This is a genomic window from Trebonia sp. (assembly GCF_030042015.1).
GTDB lineage: Bacteria > Actinomycetota > Actinomycetes > Streptosporangiales > Streptosporangiaceae > Trebonia.
Genome location: NZ_JASIAL010000165.1, coordinates 1 through 20,737 on the forward strand (window position 1 = coordinate 1; position 20,737 = coordinate 20,737).

The window sequence follows — 20,737 nt, forward strand, 5'->3', positions numbered from 1 at the left end:
CGCGATCTCCGCGTCCTTCGCCTCGACGACATCCCGCAACCGGGCCAGCAGGGCACGCAGCTCCCCGGCGTCAGCGGACGACCCGGGCTCATCGGACACAAGATCCGATCCTGTTCAACCTCAAGTCAAGGTTCAAGCACCGCCGCCGACGTGTCGGATCACGGCCTCAAGCCGAGGCCCCCTGAATGGACACGACCTTACCGGCGCGGCCTGGCATCTGTCGCGGTCAGGGCCGCATGAAATCCGCATAGTCCAGATCGCGGATAACCAGCGCGGCCCCTTCCCAGATGTGGTCGGCTAGATGCGGTTCGATTGGCATGCCAACACGATCCTCACGTATGACGTACTGGGCTCTATACGCCTGGAGACGCTGGCTGAACATGTCGATGCGATCAAAAGCAGAAACGACGGGGCCGGTAAACACGACATTGTCGAGGTCGAGCACGTTGACGAGATTTGCCGCCCCGATCGCCAGCAGGCGCGCATATTGATTAATGAATGCCGCAAAGTACGTTCGATAGGCATCGGAGTCGACGAGATCGGCTACAGCCGCAGGCAGCTGCAGGTGAGCTGGCGCCTCCGAGCCCAGTGACCGCTCGGCGGCCGCGAGCAATACGTCGTACCGCATGACGTTCTCGGGAGCGAGGCCAAGGGCTTCCGCAAGGCCGGCGAATATTTTCGGATTGAGCGCCTGCGCCATGCTTACCACACCGACATCGTTGGCGATCATCTCGAAGTGCAACCCGGCCTTCCGGCAACGGCAATCGGGAACGACGAGTTCAGCCGCCGAATCCCCCGTCGATCCGCCTAGGTGCAGAACACGGTCATCGGAGAGTTGCAGGGTCTGATGACCAGTCTCTCCCGCTCCCGTGAAGGAGCCATAGTAGACGCGGCTGCCTAGGATGAGACAGCTGCCCACACCTTCGGATACCAGGATGCAGGCATAGTTATGCCAGCCTTGTCGTCTTTGGTTAACGACGTAGCGTCCGATCGCCCGGGCGTCGTTGTCCAGATAGATTCTTCCGGCTAGCGCGGCCACATCGGTAAGGCCGAATTTATGCGCTGCCGCAGGGTGATCCTTAATTATGCGGCGGGCGACCTCGTTAGCGACCTGGCTATTGGGAGGCAATCCGCCTGCCGAACTCTCCAGTGTCCGCTCTCGCACGTCTACGAGTCCGGGGAGAGCAATTGCCACAGCATCAGCTGTGCGATCACCGATGTCGCGGATAAGGTCGACAAGTGCCCCCGCAATCGACTGGTAGACAGCTTCCCGGCCGGACCCGGGATGTGCACGGGTACGTGTCGGAATGATCTCCTTGATGGGAAGTCCGCCTAGCGGCTGGGCTGGGTCGCCATCGATCAGGACCGCACCGTATTCGATAGCCGAGCGACCGGCATGGACGCCCAGGATAACCCGCCCGCCCACCGTCGCACGCGACTGATCTGCCTGCGCATGATCTGTGAGCGCACCGACTCGACGCCTGAAAGCCGCTGGAGCAACAGCGATAAGAAGTATGACTCCACAGACAACGGCAAGGATTAGAAATGAATTTCCAATCCACATGGCGAAGCCCTTGCCGCCGAGAGAACGCACGGCAATGCCAGCCGCCACGGCACCTGCCGCGACAAAGGCCAGCGGGCGCCGATCATCATCTAGGCTCTCGGCAAGGCGCTCTAGAAGAGATGTCGTTTCCCCCACAGACGCTCCCAGAGAAGATCGTCGGGTCGAGTCGGGTAACACGCCACATTAGCCTGTTCATCATCACCTGCGTAGCTTCTGCAGGCAAACGGGCGCGACTGGCGAACTGCGCGAGACAACCGCCTATTCGGATTTGATCTGCGGCTTTCCGCGTCACGCGGCCGGGTGCAGGCGCGCCCCCGCCGCCGGGTGCCCGCGCGGCCCTGATCTCGGCCGACGGCCGCTACGCGGAGCTGTTCGCCCTGCAAGCCGAGGGCTGCCGCTAACCCGCTAGTCAGGCGTGGCCGGCTTGGCCGGCCTGTCTGGCGGTGCGCTGGCGTCTTCGGGGACGTCGCTGACAACGAGCTCGCTGGGCTCGAAGCCGCCTTCGGCGGCCGCGGCGGCCAGTTCGTATCCCAGCGGCTCACGCGCGGCAGCCGCCACCGCCCGCCGGCGCGGTCCGGTCAGCGCCGAGGCGACGGCGGCGATCACGCACGTCGCGATCGCGAACCCGAACGCCACACCGAGACCGCTGTGGAACGGCACCGTGATCAGGTGCGGGAAGAACTCCCGCCCGGCCACGTAGGCGGCGTTGGCGGCGGGCAGGCGCGACAGCAGCGGGCCGAGCAGCTGCTGCATCGGGTTGTAGCCGAGGAAGGACGCGAACAGCACGCCGATCGGGGGCAGGTGCGAGATCGGCGCGGCCGCACTGGCCGGCACGCCCTCGGCGGTGAGCCCGCTGAGCATCGCCGACGGCAGCTTGCTTGACAGGCCGGCCACCATCAGTGTGAAGAAGATGCCGATCGAGAGCACGAACGCGGAGTTCTGGAAGGTGGCGATCATGCCGCCGGCCGCCCCGCGCTGGTTGGGCGGCGCCGAGTTCATCATCTCCGCCCAGTTCGGGGAGAAGAACAGGCCGGAGCCGAAGCCGTTGAGGGCGATCACGATCGCGAACTCCCAGTAGGCGAAGTTCACCGGCACGAATGTCAGCAGCAGGAACGTCGCTCCGGTCAGCAGCGCGCCGCCGACCGTGAACGGCTTTGCCCCGAACTTGTCGGACAGCACGCCGGACAGCGGCGCGGACAGCAGGAAGCCGGTCGTCAGCGGCACCAGGTAGATGCCGGCCCACAGCGGGGTCTCGTGGTAGCTGTAGCCGTGCAGCGGCAGCCAGATGCCCTGCAGCCAGATGATCAGCATGAACTGCATGCCGCCGCGCCCCATCGCGAGCATCAGGCTCGCGACGTTCCCGGCCGCGAACGGACGGATCCGGAACAGCGAGATCCGGAACAGCGGCTCGGCGACCCGGGTCTCGACGTACACGAAGATCACCAGCAGCGCCAGGCCGCCGAACAGCGCGGTCAGCACCCACGGGTTGGTCCAGCCCATCGGGTGCCCGCCGTACGGCAGCAGGCCGTAGGTGATGCCGACCAGGATGGCGACCAGGCCGCCGCCGAACAGCAGGTTGCCCCACCAGTCCGTCTGCGCGTGCTTGCGCGCTCCGATGTCGTGCAGCATGAGGTACGCCCAGATCGTGCCGAACGCGCCGATCGGCGCCGAGACCAGGAAGATCAGGTGCCAGTTCACCGGGGCCAGCGCGCCGCCGAGGATCAGGCCGATGAATGACCCGGCGATCGCCGCGATCGAGTTCACGGACAGGGCGGTGCCGCGCTGGTTGGCCGGGAACGCGTCGGTGACGATCGCGGCGGAGTTGGCGAACAGGAACGCGCCGCCGACGCCCTGCACGACCCGCCAGCCGATCAGCCATATCGCCCCGTCCGCGCCGTGCATCCAGGTCACGGTCAGCAAGATCGAGGCCACGCTGAAGACCGCGAAGCCCAGGGTGTACATCCGCACCCGGCCGAACATGTCGCCCAGCCGCCCGAACGACACCACGAGGACCGCGGACACGACCAGGAACCCCATGAACATCCACAGCAGATAGCTGGTGTTGCCCGGGCTGAGCGGGTTCAGCCCGATGCCGCGGAACACGGCGGGCAGCGCGATCAGCACGATCGACTGGTTGATCGTGGCCATCAGCATGCCAAGCGTGGTGTTGGACAGCGCGATCCACTTGTAGTGCGGACCGGGCGCACGGCGAGCCCGGACGGGCGAGCCTGCCACGTCAGAATTGACCGTCATGGGCGGATGTGCTCCCCACCTGAGTTCTCAACCGGTATTTGCTTGCCCTGAACTAACAATGACTTACCGGACCGGAATCCGCATCCGCGCCCCCCTGTGGTCACGTCGGGCGCCCACGTCAGGCGGTCACGTCGATGCCGTAGCGGCTGGCGAGTTCGGCGACGGCGAGCGCGCGGCCGGTGAGGGTCATCAGCTGGGGGTCGGCGGCAAGCGCGGTGATGGCCCGGCCGACGCCTGCTGGGGACTGCGAGCCGTTCAGGTCCAGGTGCTCGGCGTAGCGCAGGACGGTCTCGGTGCGCACCCAGCCGGGGTGCACGGCGACCGAGGCGACGCGGTGCTCGCGCAGCTGCGCCGCGGCGGCCTGGGCGAGGCGGTCGTCTGCGGCCTTGGCCATCGCGTACGCCGGGCCGCCCGGGGCGCCTGGGGCACTCGGGGCGCCCGGGGCGCCCGCGTGCTGCCCGGAGCCGGGGATCGCCATCGACACGGTCACCGCCAGGCTGCCTGGCGCGGCGATCAGCAGCGGCGCGGACCGGGCCAGTGCCACGTAGTGCGCCCGCACCCCGCTGGCGAACATCGCGTCGAACAGCTCGACCGGCTGCTGCCACATGGGCGCGTTCCACTCGTCCCATGCTCCCGCGGCGAGCCGTTCGTAGCCGCCCCAGGCGTTGTTGACAAGCAGGTCCAGGCGGCCGTGCGCGGCGGCGATCCGCGCGGCGACCGCGGTGACGGCCGTGTCGTCGCGGTGGTCGCAGGGCACGGGAACACCGAGGCCGCCGGCCGCGGTGACCGCGGCGGCGCAGTCCTCCACGGTGCCGGGAAGCCCGGTGGTGCGCGCGGCCGCGGTCGAGCGGGCGGTGACGTAGACGGTCCAGCCCGCGCCGCCAAGCGCGGCGGCGACGCCGCGCCCGATGCCGCGGGACGCCCCCGTCACCCACGCCACCCGCCGCTCGCCCCGGTCCCCCGGATCAGGCACGTTAGCCGCTAACTGTCGGCTGCCGGCAGCCCCGGCGCCTGGCTGGCCGGGCCGATCTGGGCCTTCAGCGCGGCAAGCTGGCGGTCGACGTCGGCGGACGCCCCGGCCTCGTCGAGTTCCTTCTGGATGTCGTCGGTGCTGCCGCCGACGTCCTCGAGCACGCCGGACTGCAGCAGCTCGTCCAGGGCGCCGGCCCGCGCCTGCATGGTGGCGATCTTGTCCTGCGCGCGCTGCAGCGCCGCGCCCGAGTCGCCCAGCGTGGTGGAGATCCCGGCGACGCTCTCGTTCACCGAGGTCATCGCGCTGGCCGCGGTGTACTGGGCCTTCAGCGTCTCCTTCTGCGTCCGGAACTGGTTGACCCGCTGCTGCAGCGCCGACAGCGTCTGCTCGAGCTTCTCCTCTTCCTCGTTGAGCTGCTCGTGCTGCGATTCCATGCCGTCGATCTGGGCCTGCGCCGCAGCCTTGCGCTGCAGCGCCTCGCGCGCCAGGTCCTCCTTGCCGACGGCCAGCGCCGCCTTCGCCTGATCCTGCAGGTGATCAACCGAATGCTGGAGCTGCTGCTCCTGCAGCTCGATCTGCTTGCGGGAGGCGGCGACGGTGACCAGGGCCTGACGGACCTTGGTGAGGTGATCGAGCATCTGCTCGTAGGACAGATCCAGCATCTCGTCGGGCTTTTCCGCGGCGTCGAGCGCCTTGTTGGCCTTGGCCGCGAGTATGTCGTGCGCTCTCTGGAAAAGGGTCATCTCGGTCTGCTCCTAGTCGACGATGAGCGGAGCCTGCCGCACCGGTGGACCGACCCCACGGGTGGTGGGCCGCGCTTGCCCACAGATGCTACCGTTTCCCGGCCGGCCCCCCCGGCGTCAGCAGGTCGCAGAAACGGCGCGCGAACAGATAGGCATCCCCCGGCCAGCGCGCGGACAGGTAGCGGCCGTCCAGCACGGTGAACGCGGGGGTGTCATCGGTCGCGGTGCCGCGCGCGGACAGCGTCAGCGGCCCCCGCAGAAACTGCGCGCGCGGGTCGTCCAGGCACGCCTTGACCTCGTCCTCGACGTAGCCGGGGTAGGTCCGGTAGTAGCGGCCGAGCCGCCACCCCGTGACCAGGAAGGCGGCGCGTTCCATGTACTTGGGCAGGCACGTTGTCCGGCACCCGGCCAGGACGGCGCGGCCGGTGGCGGCGTCACGGGTCCGGGCAAGCACCAGCACGCCGTGGCAGATGGCGCCGACCGGCCTGCCCAGTTGCCAGAACCGGCCCACTTGATCGCGCAGCACCGCCGAGCCGAGGTACTGCCGCATCCCTGGGGCGTGGCCGCCCGGCAGCAGCAGCCCGTCGAAGTCGGCCGGGTCCAGGCCGGCCCACGCCGCCGTCGCGGAGAATTCCGGCGCCTTGGTCAGCTCGTCGTACAGGCTCCTGGCGGCGGGCGCCGCGCCCAGCTGGCCGAACAGGACACCGGTCAGCAGCCGGGGATCCGCGGCGGGGACGGTGCCCTCGCGTTCGGTGGCGAAGACGATCTCGTGCCCGGCGTCGCGCACGATCCGCCACGGCACGGCGACCTCCGTGACGTCGAAGTCCCGGTCGGGCAGCGGCACGAGAACGCGCACCTGCGCATCATCTCACGGGCGTCAGGCGCGCGGGCCGGGCGATGTCACAGCCTTGGGTGGTGGCCTGTCTTCAGGGGAAAGCACCACACGGGAAGGAAAAGATCATGCGAGTCTTCGTCACGGGAGCGACCGGGGCAGTGGGGCGGCACCTGGTTCCCATGCTGGTCGCGGCGGGTCACGAGGTCACCGCCACCACGCGCACGCCCGGCAAGGCCGCGCAGCTGCGCGCGGCCGGCGCCGAGCCGGCGGTCGTCGACGGGCTGGACAGGGAGGCGGTGATCGCGGCGGTGCGGGCCGCCGCGCCTGAGGTGATCGTGCACGAGATGACCGCGCTGGCGGACATGCGCAGCCTCCGCGATCCCGACAGGGAGTTCGCCGTCACGAACGAGCTCAGGACCCGGGGCACCGACAACCTGCTGGCCGCCGCGGCGCTGGCGGGCACCCGCCGGGTCATCGCGCAAAGCTACGCGGGGCCCGGGCCGGACAGGCGTTCCAGCGGCGGGCTGAAGACCGAAGAGGATCCGCTCGACCTGCGGCCGATCCGGTCGGCGATGCGCGGGCCTGCGGCGATCGCGTATGTGGACAGGACCGTGCCGCTGCAGGCGCGGGAGGGGATCGTGCTCCGCTACGGCGCCTTCTACGGGCCTGGCGCCTCGGACGTCGTGCTCGCCATGGTGCGCAAGCGGCAGCTTCCCGTTATCGGCGGCGGGACTGGGGTCTGGTCGTTCGTCGAGGTCACCGACGCCGCGGCCGCGACGGTCGCCGCTGTCGACCGCGGCGCGCCCGGCGTCTACAACGTCGTGGACAGCGACCCGGCGCCGGTCGCGGAGTGGCTGCCGTACCTGGCCGGGCTCGCGGGCGCGAAGCCGCCGCTGCGCGTCCCCGGCTGGCTCGGCCGGCTGCTCGCCGGAGAGTTCGTCGTGGCCCAGATGACCAGCGCGCGCGGGTCCTCGAACGAGAAGGCAAGGAAAGAGCTCGGCTGGGAGCCGCGCTACGCGAGCTGGCGGGAGGGGTTCCGTGCCTGGGTCAGCGGATGAGACGGGCGCGGCCGGCCTGCGGCCGCTGCTGTTTTCCATCGCCTACGGGATGACCGGATCCGTGGGCGATGCCGAGGACATCGTGCAGGACGCGTTTGTCGGCCTGACCAGGGCGCGCCAGGCGGGGACCGCGATCGCCGATCAGAAGGCGTACCTGACGACGGCGGTGACCCGGCTGGGCATCAACTACCTGAGTTCGGCGCGGGTGCGGCGGGAGACGTACGTAGGCGACTGGCTGCCCGAGCCGGTCGTCGTGCCCGCCGGCGGGGGCCACCCCGGGCCGGCCGAGCACGCCGAGCTGGCCGACTCGCTGTCCATGGCGTTCCTCGTGCTGCTCGAGACCCTCTCGCCGGTCGAGCGGGCAGTGTTCATGCTGCGCGAGGTGTTCGGCTACGGCTACCCGGACGTGGCGCGGATTACCGGCAAGACCGAGGTGAACTGCCGGCAGATCTTCGCCCGCGCCAGGGCGCGCATCGCCGCCGGGGGGCGGGCCCGCGACAGCGCGGCGCCTGCCCCGGCGCGGCGGGCCGAAGGCGAGGAACTCGCCCGCAGGTTCTTCGAGGCGGCCGCGGGCGGCGACATGGACGCGCTGCTCGGCATGCTCGCGCCCGACGTGGTGTTCCACGGTGACGGCGGCGGCAAGGCGCAGGCGGCCGGGAAGCCGCTGGCGGGGCGGCAGCGCGTCATGCGGCTGGTCGTCGGCCTGCTCCGCCGCAGCCGGCTCCTCGGCGTCTCGATCCGGCTTGCGTGGGTCAACGGCCAGCCGGGCGCCGTCGCTTACGACGCCGCGGGGCGCGTGGTCAGCGTGGTCGAGCTCGACGTCGCCTGCGACGTCGTGCAGGCGATCCACGCGGTGGCCAATCCCGACAAGCTCGGTCACCTCGGACCGGTCTCCGATGTGGCGCGACTGCCGCAGAGATAACGCTGGCGTGATCACCAGCCGGCGCGCATCCCGTAGGGGAACGCGGCCCCGATCGCCTCGATCCGCCGGATCCGCCCGCCGGCCACCTTGCACCCAGGGCCGTCGCCCACAATCGCAACCGCGCATGGCTGCCTGTGGCCAGAACCTCAAAGTAACGGCCGGCGTACCAGCCAAGACCGGTGCCGTGCTCTGGCTGAGCCTGGTCCGCCTAGTACTGCCTGGTCCAAGTCTGCGGTACGCATGTCGGGCAGCTAACATTCCCGACAAGACTGACATTTGCCGATGCATTGTTGGCGGCGACGGCGATGGTGATCTGGGCGACCCCGATCTGAGGCTCGCACGAGCCCCCGGTCGCGCCGCTCTGCCGGTACAGGTTGATGCTGCCCTGGTAGTGCCCGTCGGTGCCTGTCACTGTCCCGTCGTCTGCCCTGGCGCATTGCGGGGCGTCCGCAGTCACGATGCTCACCCTGTAGCTATCGGGGCCGGACGACGTGAAGGTGAACGTGCTACCGCTGTAATTCCACGCGCCGGCGATCGACGGCGCGGAGGGCCCGGAGCCAACTATCGTGGCGATGATCGCGGCGACGACGGCCACCACGATCACGACGGTCGCACCGGCGCCCGCGACTATCGCAGTGGCCATACCCGCGCTTGGATCATTCGGCAGGGCACGCCGCAGCAAGCGAGGGAGGCGGTTGGACCGGCTGGCGTTGCGCACGAAGCGCTGCGCCGCGGTGGTGCCGTGGCCTGAGCCGCCTGGCGCGGACTGGCCGAGATGCTCCGCATGCTCGAGATGCTCGACATGCTCAAGGTGCTCGAGATGCTCGACGTGCTCGGCATGCTCATGCTCGAGGTGCTCAAGATGTCTGAGGTGCTCAAGGTGCCTGAGGTGCTCAAGGTGTCTGAGATGCTGTTGCTGCGGATCGGGCCGGGTTTCCTTGGGGCCCCGCGACAGGTGGACCTGCTCCACGGTGTGGCCCTGGACGGCGGGCGCCGCGCCGGACGGCCACAGGGCGGCCAGCAGCAGCGCCACCTCGCCCAGGTGCGACCGGCCGCGATCCTCCCAGTCCCGGCCGTAGCCGCCGGCGGCCACGGCGCGCAATTCCTCGGCCAGGCGGGCCGCGTTGGACGGCCGGTACAGCGGGTTCTTAGCCAGGCCGCGAGCGATCACCGGGCGCAGCTTCTCGGGTATCGGCTCCATCGGCACCGGGGCGGACCTGTGCTGGTCGTACAGTTCGGCAGCCGTTTTGCCGGCGAACGGCGCCCGCCCGGCCAGGCACTCGTAGAACGTGGCCGTGGCCGCGTACACATCCCCGGCCGGGCTGGCCGGACCACCTCCGAACTGCTCAGGCGGCGCATACGCCAGCGTCCCGGCCGGGAGCGGCCGGTCCCCCGCCCGGGCCGCGATGCCGAAATCGGTCAGCTTGCTGGCACCAGCCCCGTCGACCAGCACGTTCTCCGGCTTGTAATCGCGGTGCACCACCCCGCGCGCATGCGCCGCCGCCAGGCCGAGCAGCGACCCCCGCAACACCACCAGCGCCGCCTCCGCCGAGGTCTTGCCCTCATGAGACAAGATCTCCCGCAGCGAGACGCCGTCGATCAGCTCCATCACGATGGCCGCACCCGACGGCGATTCGACGTACTCATATAGCCGGACCACGTTCGGGTCATCGAGTGAGGCCAGCACCCTAGCCTCAGCGCGGAACATCCCGGCGAACTCCGCGTCATCAAGCAGCACCCGGCGCAGGTACTTGATCGCCACCAAGGAGCCCGATTCGTCGTGCCGCGCCAGCACCACGTCACCGAACCCGCCCGAACCAAGCGCCCTGACCTCGCTATATCCCGGGACACCCCACTCTGCCATCACAATCTGCCTCTCTCCAGCTGACGGCATCTGTCAGCAGCTGACGACCACACGAACCGACGCGGTCCCCGTGCCAGGGCCCAGCACCTGCAAGGCGACGTCCTGCACGAGGCTGCCATGGCCCTGGCCCGCCACGGCGACGGTGACGTACACCGCATCCTGCCCAGCCACCACCGACTGGCTCAGCGGCTGCGGCGCCTGCGACTGCGGCCGGAACAGCCACTGGTAAGAGACCGTCCCGGGCGACCCGTTGGTGGCGATCCGCCCCGTCACGTCGACCGCGCATCCCTCCGACACCTGCTGCGTGATGCTCACACCGGTCACCCGCAACGGAGCGTGGTGCAACCGCAGGTACAGCACCACCCCGGCGGCCGCGAGTAGGATCACGGTGAGCGCGCCGCTGGCCATCCGCCGCACCCGGCGCCGGCGCCGCGGGGGCGCCACTGGCTGCCCGGTCCGCCAGACCTCCCCGGCCGTCCGCCCGGCCCGGCCCGCAGCCGAGGAGAGGGGAACCCCCGGACCCTGCCGCACGGCTCCCCCGGGACCGGCCGCACTCACCGTCCCTCCCATGGCCGCACCGTGGCTTCCAGCAGGGGCGGTGGGAACCCGGGAGCCGTACCCGCCGGCCTCAGTCGGCGGGTACGGCCACGCCGCCTCAGTTGGCGGGTGCGGAGATATCGCCTCGGTCGGCGGGTGCGACGGGATTGCCGGGTCAGCAGGCCACGGCCGGGTGACCGGATACCGGCCCGGGGAACCGTGCGCGGTCTCCTCACCCGCACCGGGCGGATCAGCGTCAGAAGAGCCGGATCCGCCCCCTCCGGACGACTGAGCCATCAGTACGGGCACTCACGCCGGTGCGCGGCGAAGCCCCGCGGATCTCTAACCCCAGCTGCCATCACCAGCAACTCCCCCACCGTCACATGACAATCCTGAAATGGCACCCCTGCGGGACGCAGTCTCTTATTAGGAAGATCCTTATCTGGTCCGCCTTAACTCATCCCAAGAATGAAGTCCCTATGTGGCGATGTCAATCCCTGCCATGCCGCGGTTATTGAATCTCTATACCGGGGCATGCAACGCACAAGACCAGTACAGAATAAATGTGCGCTCATACCGCGATGAGGAGCGCGAATATCGATCTCCCTCACATAAACTTCCGCGCCCGCTTGGCGGCGGTGGATACCTCGTCCCGGGAACCTGCATCGCCGCCGGGCACCTCTGGCCACTAGCGACAGTTATCACCGACACCGGCGCGGCCCGCACTGGGGCTGCGCGCTCTCGTTAGTGGGTGACTGCCCTTTGTGATTGCAGCGGGCAGAGATACTGGTCAGAAATTGGGTTCTTGAGCAGCCGGGGAGTTGCGCCGTGAGGGCCGCGAACTCAGCGGGCCCCGACGTGCAGGACTTCTGCCATGTAGCGGTCCGCGGCCGCCGCTGCCTGCTCTGGCGCGCTCCCCCGCTGGCGCGCGTCCATGTAGGCGGCATACCAGTCCCACCAGTTGTGCGGGGCGTGGGTCTTCTCGTACGGATCGTGATGCTCGGCCGTTTCGTGGAGCAGGGCGGCCAGGGAAGCGACGTCCATCTCAGTCCTCCCATTCCCGGCAGGGAAGCCGCGTCTTGATCTCCTGGAGCAGCCAGCCGTTGCCATCCGGATCGCTGAACGCGGCATACGTCTGGTAGGAGCGGCCCTACGGGTCCGGGCCGCTACCCGCCCCCCGGCCGGGTGGAACACCTCGCTGACGTCGACGCCGCGGCTGGTGAGGTCCGCGCGCGCTGCGTCGATGTCGAAAACGGCCGGCAGCAGCCGCTGGGCCGAGCCAGGCTCGGCGGTGGTCAGGCCCTTGCCGAAGGAGATCGAGCACTGCGAGTGGGGCGGCGTCAGCTGGACCACGCGGAAGTTGTCGCCGCTGGCGATGTCGGCATCCATCCGTCAGCCGAGGCCCTGGTAGAAGCGCTTGGCCCGGTCCACGTCGGAGACGGGCAACGTCACCGCCTCGAGCTTCATGTCGACGGTCGCGGACTGCGGCGTCTCCATCGAGGTGTCACTGCGGATGTCGGTGCTGGCCATGGTGACCTCCGTCGGCCGATTGGTCTTGGCGGCAGCGTGCCGCTTCTACTGATCCGTCGCGCCAGTGGAGTCCCTGGTCACTCCCCGGCCGGTGCCCTGGCCAGCAGTCCAGGCCGGCTAAGCCGATAGCGCTGCCCGTTCGAGGTTGGGCAGCGCCATGGGGAGTTCCCTGCGGGAGCTGATCCCGAGTTTGGTGAACACCTTGCGCAGGTGCCACTCGACGGTGCGCGGGGACAGAAACAGCCGGGCGCTGATCTCCGGGTTGGTGTGCCCGTCGACGGCGAGCAGGGCGATCCTGGCCTCCTGCGGAGTCAGCTCCACCGTCGTCTCCGCCGTCCGCTTGCGGACCGTCTCGCCGGTGGCCAGCAGCTCGAGGCGAGCGCGCTCGGCGAACCCCTCGACTCTCATCGCGGCCAGCATCTGGTGAGCGGTCCGCAGCTGCTCGCGCGCGTCGGCCCGGCGGTTCTCCCGGCGCAGCCACTCGCCGTACAGCAGGCACGCGCGTGCCAGCTCCACGCGCACCTGCGTGCGGCCCAGTCGCTCCATCGCCGCCACGTACTCGTGCTCGGCCGCCTCCCCCTCGCTGAGCAGCGCCCGGCAGCGTGCCTCGATTCCCAGCGCCCAGTCGGTCCCGGCCGCACGGGTGACCTGTGACAGCCGTTCCACGGCGGCGGCCGCCCGGCCCGGCTGCCCGGCCCGGACTGCCGCCTCGACCAGCTCGGCCAGCGACCAGGAAGCCGGCGCGAGATCGCCGGGACATGCGCTGGCCTGTTCGGCCGCGGCCAGCGCCTCGTCGTAGTGCGACAGGCCGTTGTGGAGCACCGCGGCCGCCCAGGCCGCGGTGCTCAGCCGTTGTCCATCGCCACCCGCGGCCGGCTCGGTGGCGGCTGCCGCGATCAGCTGGCAGGCTTCGCGGTCCCGGCCCCCCCACGCGGCAAGCAGCAGCGGGCCATCGGGCTCGCCGGCTTGCCCCGTGGCCCGGGCGACCGCCGCGGCCTGCTGCGCCAGCAGGGCGGCCTGCGCGGGTTCCCCCGCCAGCAGGTGCACGGCAACGCCGGACGCCAGCGCGGCCGGCAGCGCCCGCAGCGCGCCAGCGTCGCGGGCCAGCTGGATTAGCCGGGCCGACAGCACGGACCAGCCCTTGTCGTCCCAGATGTCGCCGCAGACCCGGCACGCCAGCGGCAGCCAGCCCAGGCCCTCGTCCAGGGGGACTTCGTGCGCACGAAACGCGTCGAGCGCGTGCTTCAGCAGCGGCGCGGCCGCGGCATAGCCCTCGGTGACCAGCGCAGCCAGCCCGTCAAGCAGCAAGTCGCCGGCCCGCGGCGGCCGCGATCCGCACCGGGAGGCGCGGGCCGCCTCGGCGGTTGTGACCAGCGTGCCGGCCGCCTGCCTGCCGCCGCCGGCCAGCGCCGCGCTGAACGCGTCCCTGTAGGCCTGCCGCGCCAGCCCTGGATGCAGCGGCTCCAGCCGCCGTGCCGCCTTGACCAGCAGCGGCAGCCCGTCCCTGCCGTGACTGGCGCCGGCGGTCAGCTGGGCGCCAAGCAGCTCCGCCCTGGCGCGGCCGACCTCGTCAAGCGGCCCGGTCCGGGCGACGGCGAGCATGCGCCAGACCCCCTCGGCCGCGCCGGCCTGGTGCTTGGCCTGTGCCGCGGCCAGCGCCCGCCGGGCCCGTTCACCCGCGGCGGGCGTGAGCTCGGCTGCCCGTTCGCGGAACGCGGCGTCGGCGGCCAGGCCGCCGCTGGCCCGCGCGGCCGGCGCCGCGCGTTCCAGATCGCCCGCGATGTCCTCGTCGGGGCCCGGTGCCGCTTGCCCGCGATGCCAGGCCCAGCGGACAGGATCGGTGCCGGGATCGGTGGTCACCGCCAGGGCACGGTGCACAGTCCGCCGCTCCTGCGGCGAGGCGGCCCGGTAGACAGCGAACCGGGTCAGCGGATCACGGAATCGCACCTGTCTGCCGGACTCGATGAGCCCGGCCTCGGCGGCAGGCGCCGCGGCCGCGGCCCCGACACCGAGCACACCAGCCGCCTGCCACACCAGCACCGGATCCAGCGTCGGCTCCGCCGCGGCCACCAGCAGCAGCCGCCGCGTCGCCGGCGGCAGCGGCGCCAGGCGCTGCCGCAGGCTCTCCTCGACCGGACCTGCCAGCGATGCGGCGCCTGGCAGCCCGAATCCGCCCGCCAGCTCCTCAAGGCTCAGCGCGCCAGCCAGCCCCAGGAGCACCCCGGGGTTACCCCGCGCCTCAGCCACGATCGCGTCACACACCCGCTCATCCAGCCGGCCGGGCAGGGCCGACTCCAGCAGCGCCCGGGCATCACCGTGGGCCAGCCCGCCGACTGCCAGCCCAGCCAGCCCGGCCAGCCGGCGCTCCATGTCACACGGGCGGGCCGCCAACACGGCCGCGACCGGCCCGGCCGGCAGGTGGCGGGCCACGAACGCGAGAGTCCGCGCCGAGGCCTCATCGAGCCATTGCACGTCGTCAACCACGCAGACAAGGGGCCGGTCTGCGGCTGCCTCCGACAGCAGGCTCAAGACGGCAAGCCCGGCCAGGAAGGGATCAGGCCCAGGCCCCTCGCGCAGGCCGAACGCGACGCCAAGCGCGTCTCGCCGCGGTCCGGGAAGACCTTCCAGCCGGTCCAGGAACGGCGCGCACAGCTGATACAGCCCGGCGAACGCCAGTTCCGTCTCCGATTCGGCACCTGCCGCGCGGACGGCGCGGCACCCGTCCGCTCGCTCCAGCAGGTACTCGAGCAGCGCTGTCTTGCCGGCCCCCGCCTCGCCGCGCACGACCAGTACCTGGCCTCGTCCGGTTCGCGCGCTGGCCACGAGCCGGTCAAGCACGTCGCACTCGCGGCGACGGCCACGCAGCCCCCGGTCGGCCGGTCCGCCCGGACACTCTGGCGACGAGATGGGCGCGTCCGGCACGTCCATGTCTGTGGCTTGGGAAAAGGCATGCATGAGCGCACACTCCTCCTGACCCCGTGGCCACAGCCTAACCGGTGCTATGCGCCGTCACCTGGGTCGGGACCGGCGGCGGGCATCCGCGCGGCACCGCCGGCGGCGGCTCGCCTTGGCGCGACGACGCCGACCGGCAGCTGCGGCATGCTGGCCGAGCGGTCGGGCTGGCCGACCAGCCGGTACACCTGCGACCCGTCCACGGTCTCGTTCTCAAGCAGCAGTCCGACCAGCGTGTCCAGCTCGCTCCTGTGGTCCTTGATCAGCTGCGTCGCCCTGGCCTCGGCCTGGCGCAGCAGCTTGGTCACCTCCCGGTCGATCTCCGCCTGGGTGGCCTCGGCGAACGGGCGGCTGGACATGCCGGGGCCGCCGCCGCTGAGGAAGACCGAGCCGCCTTCTGGGTAGCTGATCGGGCCGAGCGTGTCGGACAGGCCGAACTCCCTGACCATCTTGACGGCCAGCTCGGTCGCACCAGTCAGGTCGTTGGCCGCGCCGGTGGAGCCCTGGCCGAGCACCACCACCTCGGCGGCCCGGCCGCCGAGCCGCACCGCGAGCGAATCCTGCAGGTAGTCCTCGCCGAACATGTGCCGTTCCACCAGCGGCAGCTGCTCGGTCACTCCCAGCGCCTGCCCGGCCGGCAGGATCGTCACCTTGGCCACCGGGTCGGCGTGCGCCGACAGCGCCGCGACCAGGGCGTGCCCGGACTCGTGCACCGCCACCGCGTGCTTCTCCTCGGGCAGCAGCACGTTGGAGCTCTCCCTGCGGCCGAGGATGATCCGGTCCCTGGCCGCGTCGAAGTCGGCGGCCGTGAGGACGTCGCGTCCGGCCCGGACCGCGACGATGGCGGCCTCGTTGGCCAGGTTGGCCAGGTCGGCGCCGGAGAAGCCAGGGGTGCCCCTGGCGATGGCGCTCAGGTCCACGTCCGGGGCCAGCGTCTTGTCCCTGCAGTGCACGCCCAGGATCGCGGTCCGCTCGGCGACGTTCGGCAGCGGGATCGTGACCTGACGGTCGAACCGGCCGGGCCGGAGCAGGGCGGGGTCGAGAACCTCCGGCCGGTTGGTGGCGGCGAGCACCACGATGCCCGTCGACGGGTCGAACCCGTCCATCTCCGCCAGCAGCTGGTTGAGGGTCTGCTCGCGCTCGTCGTTGGAGACCACGGCCCCTGTGCCGGCCCGGCGCTGGCCGATCGCGTCGATCTCGTCGATGAAGATGATCGCGGGCGCGCGCTTGCGCGCCTGGTCGAACAGGTCGCGGACGCGGGCCGCGCCGACGCCGACGAACAACTCCACGAAGCCGGAGCCGGTGACCGAGAAGAACGGCACTTGCGCCTCGCCGGCCACGGCCCGGGCGAGCAGCGTCTTGCCTGTGCCGGGCGGGCCCGCCATCAGCACACCGCGGGGCACCATCGCCCCGGCCCGGCTGTACCGGTCCGGCTGCCGCAGGAAGTCCACCACCTCGGCGATCTCGGCCTTGGCCCCGTCGTACCCGGCCACGTCGGTGAACGTGGTGGAGGGGCGCTCCTCGTCGAACACCTTGGCCCCGGACCGCCCGGCCCCGAGCACGCCCTGCAGCCCGCCCGCCGCGCCGCGGGACAGGCGGCGGTAGAACCAGCCGAACAGCAGGATCGGCAGCCCGATCACGATCAGGTAGATGAGCAGCTCAGTCCCGAACCCATTCGACGACGGCGCCCCGGTGACCTCCACCCCGCTGGTGGTCAGCTGATCCACCAGCTGCTGGCTGACCAGCGGGAGGACCACCGTGTAACTGGTCCCGTTCTTCAGCGTCCCGGTCGTCGTGCCGCCCGCCGCGGTCGCCAGCTGCGCGGTCTTCACCTGATGCTTTTGCACGTCGGAGATGAACTGGGAATACGTCAGGCTGGTGGACGCCGAGCGCGTCGGCAGATAGAACCACAACAGCAAGATCACGAGCAGCGTGAGCGGCAACAGCCAGTGCCGCCAGGCCGGCGGCGGCGGCGGCGCGGACGGCACGGGCTTGTCGCCGGGGGTGGGCGGGTTCGCTTGCTTACTCATGGCGCCGCGGCTACAGGATCCCGGCCAGCAGCCAGAACGTGGCCCCGGTGCCCGCCCCGTAGGCGAGGTGCGCGGTCAGGTCGTCGGCCAGCGTCTTAGCGTCGTATTCCCAGATCGGCTTGTAGAGCCCCGCTTCGGGGAGAAGGACGTAGCCGGCCGCCCAGACCGCGGCGCCGAAGGGCAGGCCGTACGCGGCGTGCGGCCTGCGCAGCGAGCCGGCCACGATGCCGTAGAGGGCCGCCGCCAGCGACCCGTAGGACCAGTGCGCGATCGTGCTCGTGAGCCAGGCCAAGCGGTCGGGGAGCTCGCGCTGGGTGAACCCCGTGATCAGGCGCTTGGCGACCTGCCCAGGCTCAGGGGCCTTCGCCCAGCTGTCCACCGGCGCGAACTCCCACCCAAGCGCGCTGGCTTTGCCGCCCGCGCGGCGGTACCTCAGGTACCGGGCCGCGTCCATGCAGGCGGTCCCCACGGCGCCGGCGATGAGGCCGCCGACGGCGGCGGCGAGCGGCGTGATCGGGCTGCTTCGGGTGGGCATCGGCGGTTCCAATCGTCGCGGTGGTTCAGGTCATGCCGCCAGCCAGGCCAGCGCGGCGGTGACCAGCACGGCCGGCCCGCTGCCGCTGGCCAGCACGCCCACCACCCCCGTACCGCCGATGCCGGCCTGGACATCCAGGCCGGCCCGCTGCAACTGGCCGGCGACGCGCTGGGCGGTGCGCTGCTCCTGGCGGGACAGTTCAGGATGCCGGTGCAGATCCACGTAAAAGGCCTCTTGATCCGCCCGCAGGCCGTCGTAACCGGCCAGGATCTCCTCGACGCTGCCCATCGCGTGCATGCCTCCTTACGGCCATCGTGGTGTCCAGGGTCGCCCGCGGGGTGTGCCGGTCGCACCAGGGGCGGACCCTGGTCGGTGCCCTGGACTTCAGCGCGAGTAGTCCGCGCTGGCGTGGGGAGTCGCGTGTTCGAGCGCCGCCCACCCGGAGTCGGCGCGGCGCAGCTCACGCTGGGCTCGCTGGCCGCCGCGCACGCCGAACAGCCGCTTCGCGATCACCAGGTAGACCGCGATCGCCAGGTTGATGGCCAGCGTGAGGCCCTTGAGCGCGGTGGGCCTGTGGCCGATCTCGTAGACCTCGAGCGGGACGAGCAGCACCGTGGCCACGAACGTCAGGTATTCGGCCCACCTCCTGCCCTGCCACAGCCCGACCGCCTCGACGCCCTCAAGGACGGCGTAGCAAATGAGAGCGGCGCCCGTCAGCACCAGGCTGCGGATGCTAATCGCGAACAGCCGGGTGAGCTCGCCCTCGACGCCGCCGCTGGCGGTGTTCGCCGGCCCGCCGACACCGGCTTGCAGGCCGGCGAGGACGCGCATGAAACCTTGCTGCAGCATCGGCTTGTCGGCGGCGAATGCGAAGACCGCGGTGGCGAGCACGGCCAGCACGACGAAGTGGACCGCCCTGTCGACCGCGATCAGGCGCAGCACGTACCTGTCCCGCAGGGCCCGCCCCCGCAGCGGGAGGCTGATCTCGTCGCGCTCGGGTGGGAAGGGGCGCGCGGGCGAGGCGGGAGCCGTCCGCGGCAGCCACGCGTCGCACCGCAGGCAGCGGTACCAGCGCAAACCCGCGTACTCGCGCACCACCAGGTGGTCCTGGGGGCGCACCGCCGCCGCGTCGGTGCCGACGAGGACGTGTCCGTGCCGGGCACAGCCGAGCAGCTCATACGACAGCTTGCGAGCCCGGGCGCTCACCAGATGCCACCTCCGGTTTCGACGTCCTCCCCGCATCCACGCTGCGGTCGCGCGGCTGCCCGTCGCGCCCGGGCCACGCCCTGGCCGCTGCCCTGGTGCGGCTGGCGGCATACCAGGGCACAGGCCAGGGTGTCCCGCGGTTGCGGCGAGCCTCGCGCTGCGGGGACGATTTTTTCCGCCGGATCCGGCCGTCGGCCACGGTGGCTGACGTGATGGTGGCGGCACTGATGGCGTCTGGGGTGCGGCGGGTGTACGGGATCCCTGGCGACTCGCTGAACGGATTCACCGACGCCGTGCGCCGGGACGGCGCGATCGCCTGGCAGCATGTGCGGCACGAGGAGGCCGCGGGGTTCGCGGCGGCCGCGGCCGCCGCGCTGACCGGGGAGCTGGCGGTGTGCGCGGCCAGCTGCGGGCCGGGCAACCTGCATCTGAGCAACGGGTTGTTCGACGCCAACCGCAGCGGGGTGCCCGTGCTCGCGATCGCGGCGCACATCCCGGCGGCCGAGATCGGCGGGGAGCACTTTCAGGAGACCCATCCGGCCGAGCTGTTCCGCGAGTGCAGCGTGTACTGCGAGCTGGTCAGCGTTCCCGCCCAGCTGCCACGGCTGCTGGAGATGGCGATGGCCGCGGCGCTGCAGCGCCACGGCGTCGCGGTCGTGGTCGTCCCCGGAGAGGTGTTCCTGCCGACGCGCCGCAGCACCCCGCGCCGTCGGCGGTGCGAGCGGTGTCGCCGGTCATGCGGCCGGACGACCAGGCGCTGACGGCCGCGGCACAGGTCCTCAATGCCGCCAGCCGGGTGACCGTCCTGGCCGGGGCCGGGTGCGCGGGCGTCGAGTATGACAACCCGTATGACGTAGCGGCCGTCGCGCTCGTCGGCACGGTCATGGACACGCTGGACGCGCTGCTGCCGATGCTGACGGTCAAGACCGACTCCGGGCACCTGGACCGGATGACCGCGCACTACCGCCGGGCCCGCGCCCGGCTCGACAAGCTCGCCGCCCGCGACGCGGTGTTCACCGTCGACGTCGACACCCCGTGCATCTGGGCCGCCCGCTACCTGCACATGAACGGCGACCGCCGCCTGATCGGCTCGTTCAACCACGGCTCCATGGCCAATGCGCTGCCCCATGCCGTCGGCGCCCAGAGCTCCTTCCCGGGGCGCCAGGTCATCGCGCTGTCCGGCGACGGCGGCCTCGCGATGCTGCTCGGCGAGCTCATCACGCTGCGCCAGCTGCGCCTTCCGGTCAAGGTCGTCGTGTTCGACAACGGCGCCTTGTCGTTCGTGGAACTGGAGATAAGGGCGGCCGGCATCGTCACCTACGGCACCGACCTGGATAATCCCGACTTCGCCGGGATCGTGCGGGCCAGCGGGCTGTTCGGCGCCAAGGTCGACAAGGCCGGCGAGCTGGAAGACACGCTGCGGGCCGCCTTCGCCCACGACGGTCCGGCGCTCGTGGACGTCCGGACCGCCCGGCAGGAGCTCGCGCTGCCACCCAAGCTCTCCTACGGGCAGCTCAAGGGCTTCACGTTGTTCGCGACCAGGACCATCCAGTCCGGCGGAGGAGAAGAGCTCCTCGAGCTCACCAAGACGAACCTGCGCGAACTCGAGGTCGAATGGCAGCAGCGCGGGGGCGTCCGTGCCCGCATACGGCCGCGGCTGGGGCGGGTTACAGGCCGGCGGTGAGCTCGGCCACGATGTCCGCCGCCGGCTGTGACCTGCTCGCGAGCGCGACGC

Annotated in this window: 18 protein-coding genes; 4 read left to right on the forward strand and 14 right to left on the reverse strand. The window is 71.0% G+C overall.

Annotated elements, in window-relative coordinates; genetic code table 11:
* Positions 1–226: 226 nt before the first annotated feature.
* From Q1N79_RS08345 to Q1N79_RS08365, 5 genes are all read right to left on the reverse strand, one after another.
* The gene (locus Q1N79_RS08345; protein ID WP_300606280.1) at positions 227–1,699 is read right to left on the reverse strand and encodes an ROK family protein; all 1,473 of its coding nucleotides are present in this window, start codon (positions 1,697–1,699) and stop codon (positions 227–229) included.
* 270 nt (positions 1,700–1,969) lie between these two features.
* The gene (locus Q1N79_RS08350; protein WP_300606283.1) at positions 1,970–3,817 is read right to left on the reverse strand and encodes an MFS transporter; all 1,848 of its coding nucleotides are present in this window, start codon (positions 3,815–3,817) and stop codon (positions 1,970–1,972) included.
* A gap of 118 nt (positions 3,818–3,935) precedes the next feature.
* Positions 3,936–4,790 (reverse strand): SDR family NAD(P)-dependent oxidoreductase, encoded by an 855-nt coding sequence (locus Q1N79_RS08355; protein ID WP_300606286.1) that lies wholly within the window; start codon positions 4,788–4,790, stop codon positions 3,936–3,938.
* Between the two features lie 8 nt (positions 4,791–4,798).
* Complete coding sequence (locus Q1N79_RS08360; protein WP_300606288.1) at positions 4,799–5,533, reverse strand: PspA/IM30 family protein; 735 nt, start codon at positions 5,531–5,533, stop codon at positions 4,799–4,801.
* A gap of 88 nt (positions 5,534–5,621) precedes the next feature.
* Complete coding sequence (locus Q1N79_RS08365) at positions 5,622–6,389, reverse strand: type 1 glutamine amidotransferase domain-containing protein (protein WP_300606291.1); 768 nt, start codon at positions 6,387–6,389, stop codon at positions 5,622–5,624.
* 104 nt (positions 6,390–6,493) lie between these two features.
* On the opposite strand from Q1N79_RS08365, the gene Q1N79_RS08370 reads away from it, so the two are divergent.
* Positions 6,494–7,426, forward strand: a complete 933-nt coding sequence (locus tag Q1N79_RS08370) for an NAD(P)-dependent oxidoreductase (RefSeq protein WP_300606293.1) — start codon at positions 6,494–6,496, stop codon at positions 7,424–7,426.
* Positions 7,407–8,348, forward strand: coding sequence for an RNA polymerase sigma factor SigJ (gene sigJ / locus Q1N79_RS08375; protein WP_300606295.1), 942 nt, complete (start codon positions 7,407–7,409; stop codon positions 8,346–8,348). The genes Q1N79_RS08370 and sigJ overlap by 20 nt, the downstream gene beginning before the upstream one ends.
* A 208-nt stretch (positions 8,349–8,556) precedes the next feature.
* Here the strand turns inward: sigJ and Q1N79_RS08380 are convergent, their stop codons facing one another.
* The 9 genes from Q1N79_RS08380 to Q1N79_RS08420 form a co-directional block, all read right to left on the reverse strand.
* Positions 8,557–10,212, reverse strand: a complete 1,656-nt coding sequence (locus tag Q1N79_RS08380) for a serine/threonine-protein kinase (RefSeq protein WP_300606298.1) — start codon at positions 10,210–10,212, stop codon at positions 8,557–8,559.
* A gap of 33 nt (positions 10,213–10,245) precedes the next feature.
* Entirely contained in the window at positions 10,246–10,770 is a 525-nt protein-coding gene (locus Q1N79_RS08385) for a hypothetical protein (protein WP_300606301.1), read from the reverse strand.
* 822 nt (positions 10,771–11,592) lie between these two features.
* The gene (locus Q1N79_RS08390) at positions 11,593–12,138 is read right to left on the reverse strand and encodes a hypothetical protein (protein WP_300606304.1); all 546 of its coding nucleotides are present in this window, start codon (positions 12,136–12,138) and stop codon (positions 11,593–11,595) included.
* Positions 12,139–12,141: 3 nt separating this feature from the next.
* Positions 12,142–12,279, reverse strand: coding sequence for a hypothetical protein (locus tag Q1N79_RS08395; protein WP_300606307.1), 138 nt, complete (start codon positions 12,277–12,279; stop codon positions 12,142–12,144).
* A gap of 117 nt (positions 12,280–12,396) precedes the next feature.
* Positions 12,397–15,207, reverse strand: coding sequence for a LuxR family transcriptional regulator (locus tag Q1N79_RS08400; RefSeq protein ID WP_300606310.1), 2,811 nt, complete (start codon positions 15,205–15,207; stop codon positions 12,397–12,399).
* A 71-nt stretch (positions 15,208–15,278) separates the two neighbouring features.
* A complete protein-coding gene (gene ftsH, locus Q1N79_RS08405; protein WP_300606312.1) occupies positions 15,279–17,261 on the reverse strand; it encodes an ATP-dependent zinc metalloprotease FtsH in 1,983 nt (660 codons plus the stop codon).
* Positions 17,262–17,271: 10 nt separating this feature from the next.
* Positions 17,272–17,796 (reverse strand): hypothetical protein, encoded by a 525-nt coding sequence (locus Q1N79_RS08410; RefSeq protein ID WP_300606315.1) that lies wholly within the window; start codon positions 17,794–17,796, stop codon positions 17,272–17,274.
* A gap of 30 nt (positions 17,797–17,826) precedes the next feature.
* Positions 17,827–18,084: a hypothetical protein gene (locus Q1N79_RS08415; protein ID WP_300606318.1), complete on the reverse strand. Its 258-nt coding sequence runs from the start codon at positions 18,082–18,084 to the stop codon at positions 17,827–17,829.
* A gap of 96 nt (positions 18,085–18,180) precedes the next feature.
* On the reverse strand, positions 18,181–19,002 hold the full coding sequence (locus Q1N79_RS08420) for a DUF2127 domain-containing protein (RefSeq protein ID WP_300606320.1): 822 nt from the start codon (positions 19,000–19,002) through the stop codon (positions 18,181–18,183).
* 209 nt (positions 19,003–19,211) lie between these two features.
* Between Q1N79_RS08420 and Q1N79_RS08425 the strand changes: the two genes are divergently transcribed.
* Together Q1N79_RS08425 and Q1N79_RS08430 are read left to right on the forward strand one after the other, a co-directional pair.
* Complete coding sequence (locus tag Q1N79_RS08425) at positions 19,212–19,763, forward strand: thiamine pyrophosphate-binding protein (RefSeq protein WP_300606326.1); 552 nt, start codon at positions 19,212–19,214, stop codon at positions 19,761–19,763.
* Complete coding sequence (locus tag Q1N79_RS08430) at positions 19,727–20,686, forward strand: thiamine pyrophosphate-dependent enzyme (protein WP_300606323.1); 960 nt, start codon at positions 19,727–19,729, stop codon at positions 20,684–20,686. Before Q1N79_RS08425 ends, Q1N79_RS08430 begins: the two co-directional genes overlap by 37 nt.
* Positions 20,687–20,737 lie beyond the last annotated feature (51 nt).

Bases quoted from the DNA above. Each gene is read 5' to 3' on its own strand.
- Q1N79_RS08350 (WP_300606283.1), bottom strand. From the start codon at position 3,817: ATGACGGTCAATTCTGACGTGGCAGGCTCGCCCGTCCGGGCTCGCCGT.
- Q1N79_RS08360 (WP_300606288.1), bottom strand. From the start codon at position 5,533: ATGACCCTTTTCCAGAGAGCGCACGACATACTCGCGGCCAAGGCCAAC.
- Q1N79_RS08370 (WP_300606293.1), top strand. From the start codon at position 6,494: ATGCGAGTCTTCGTCACGGGAGCGACCGGGGCAGTGGGGCGGCACCTG.
- Q1N79_RS08380 (WP_300606298.1), bottom strand. From the start codon at position 10,212: ATGGCAGAGTGGGGTGTCCCGGGATATAGCGAGGTCAGGGCGCTTGGT.
- Q1N79_RS08390 (WP_300606304.1), bottom strand. From the start codon at position 12,138: ATGGATGCCGACATCGCCAGCGGCGACAACTTCCGCGTGGTCCAGCTG.
- Q1N79_RS08395 (WP_300606307.1), bottom strand. From the start codon at position 12,279: ATGGCCAGCACCGACATCCGCAGTGACACCTCGATGGAGACGCCGCAG.
- Q1N79_RS08400 (WP_300606310.1), bottom strand. From the start codon at position 15,207: ATGGACGTGCCGGACGCGCCCATCTCGTCGCCAGAGTGTCCGGGCGGA.
- ftsH (WP_300606312.1), bottom strand. From the start codon at position 17,261: ATGAGTAAGCAAGCGAACCCGCCCACCCCCGGCGACAAGCCCGTGCCG.
- Q1N79_RS08410 (WP_300606315.1), bottom strand. From the start codon at position 17,796: ATGCCCACCCGAAGCAGCCCGATCACGCCGCTCGCCGCCGCCGTCGGC.
- Q1N79_RS08415 (WP_300606318.1), bottom strand. From the start codon at position 18,084: ATGGGCAGCGTCGAGGAGATCCTGGCCGGTTACGACGGCCTGCGGGCG.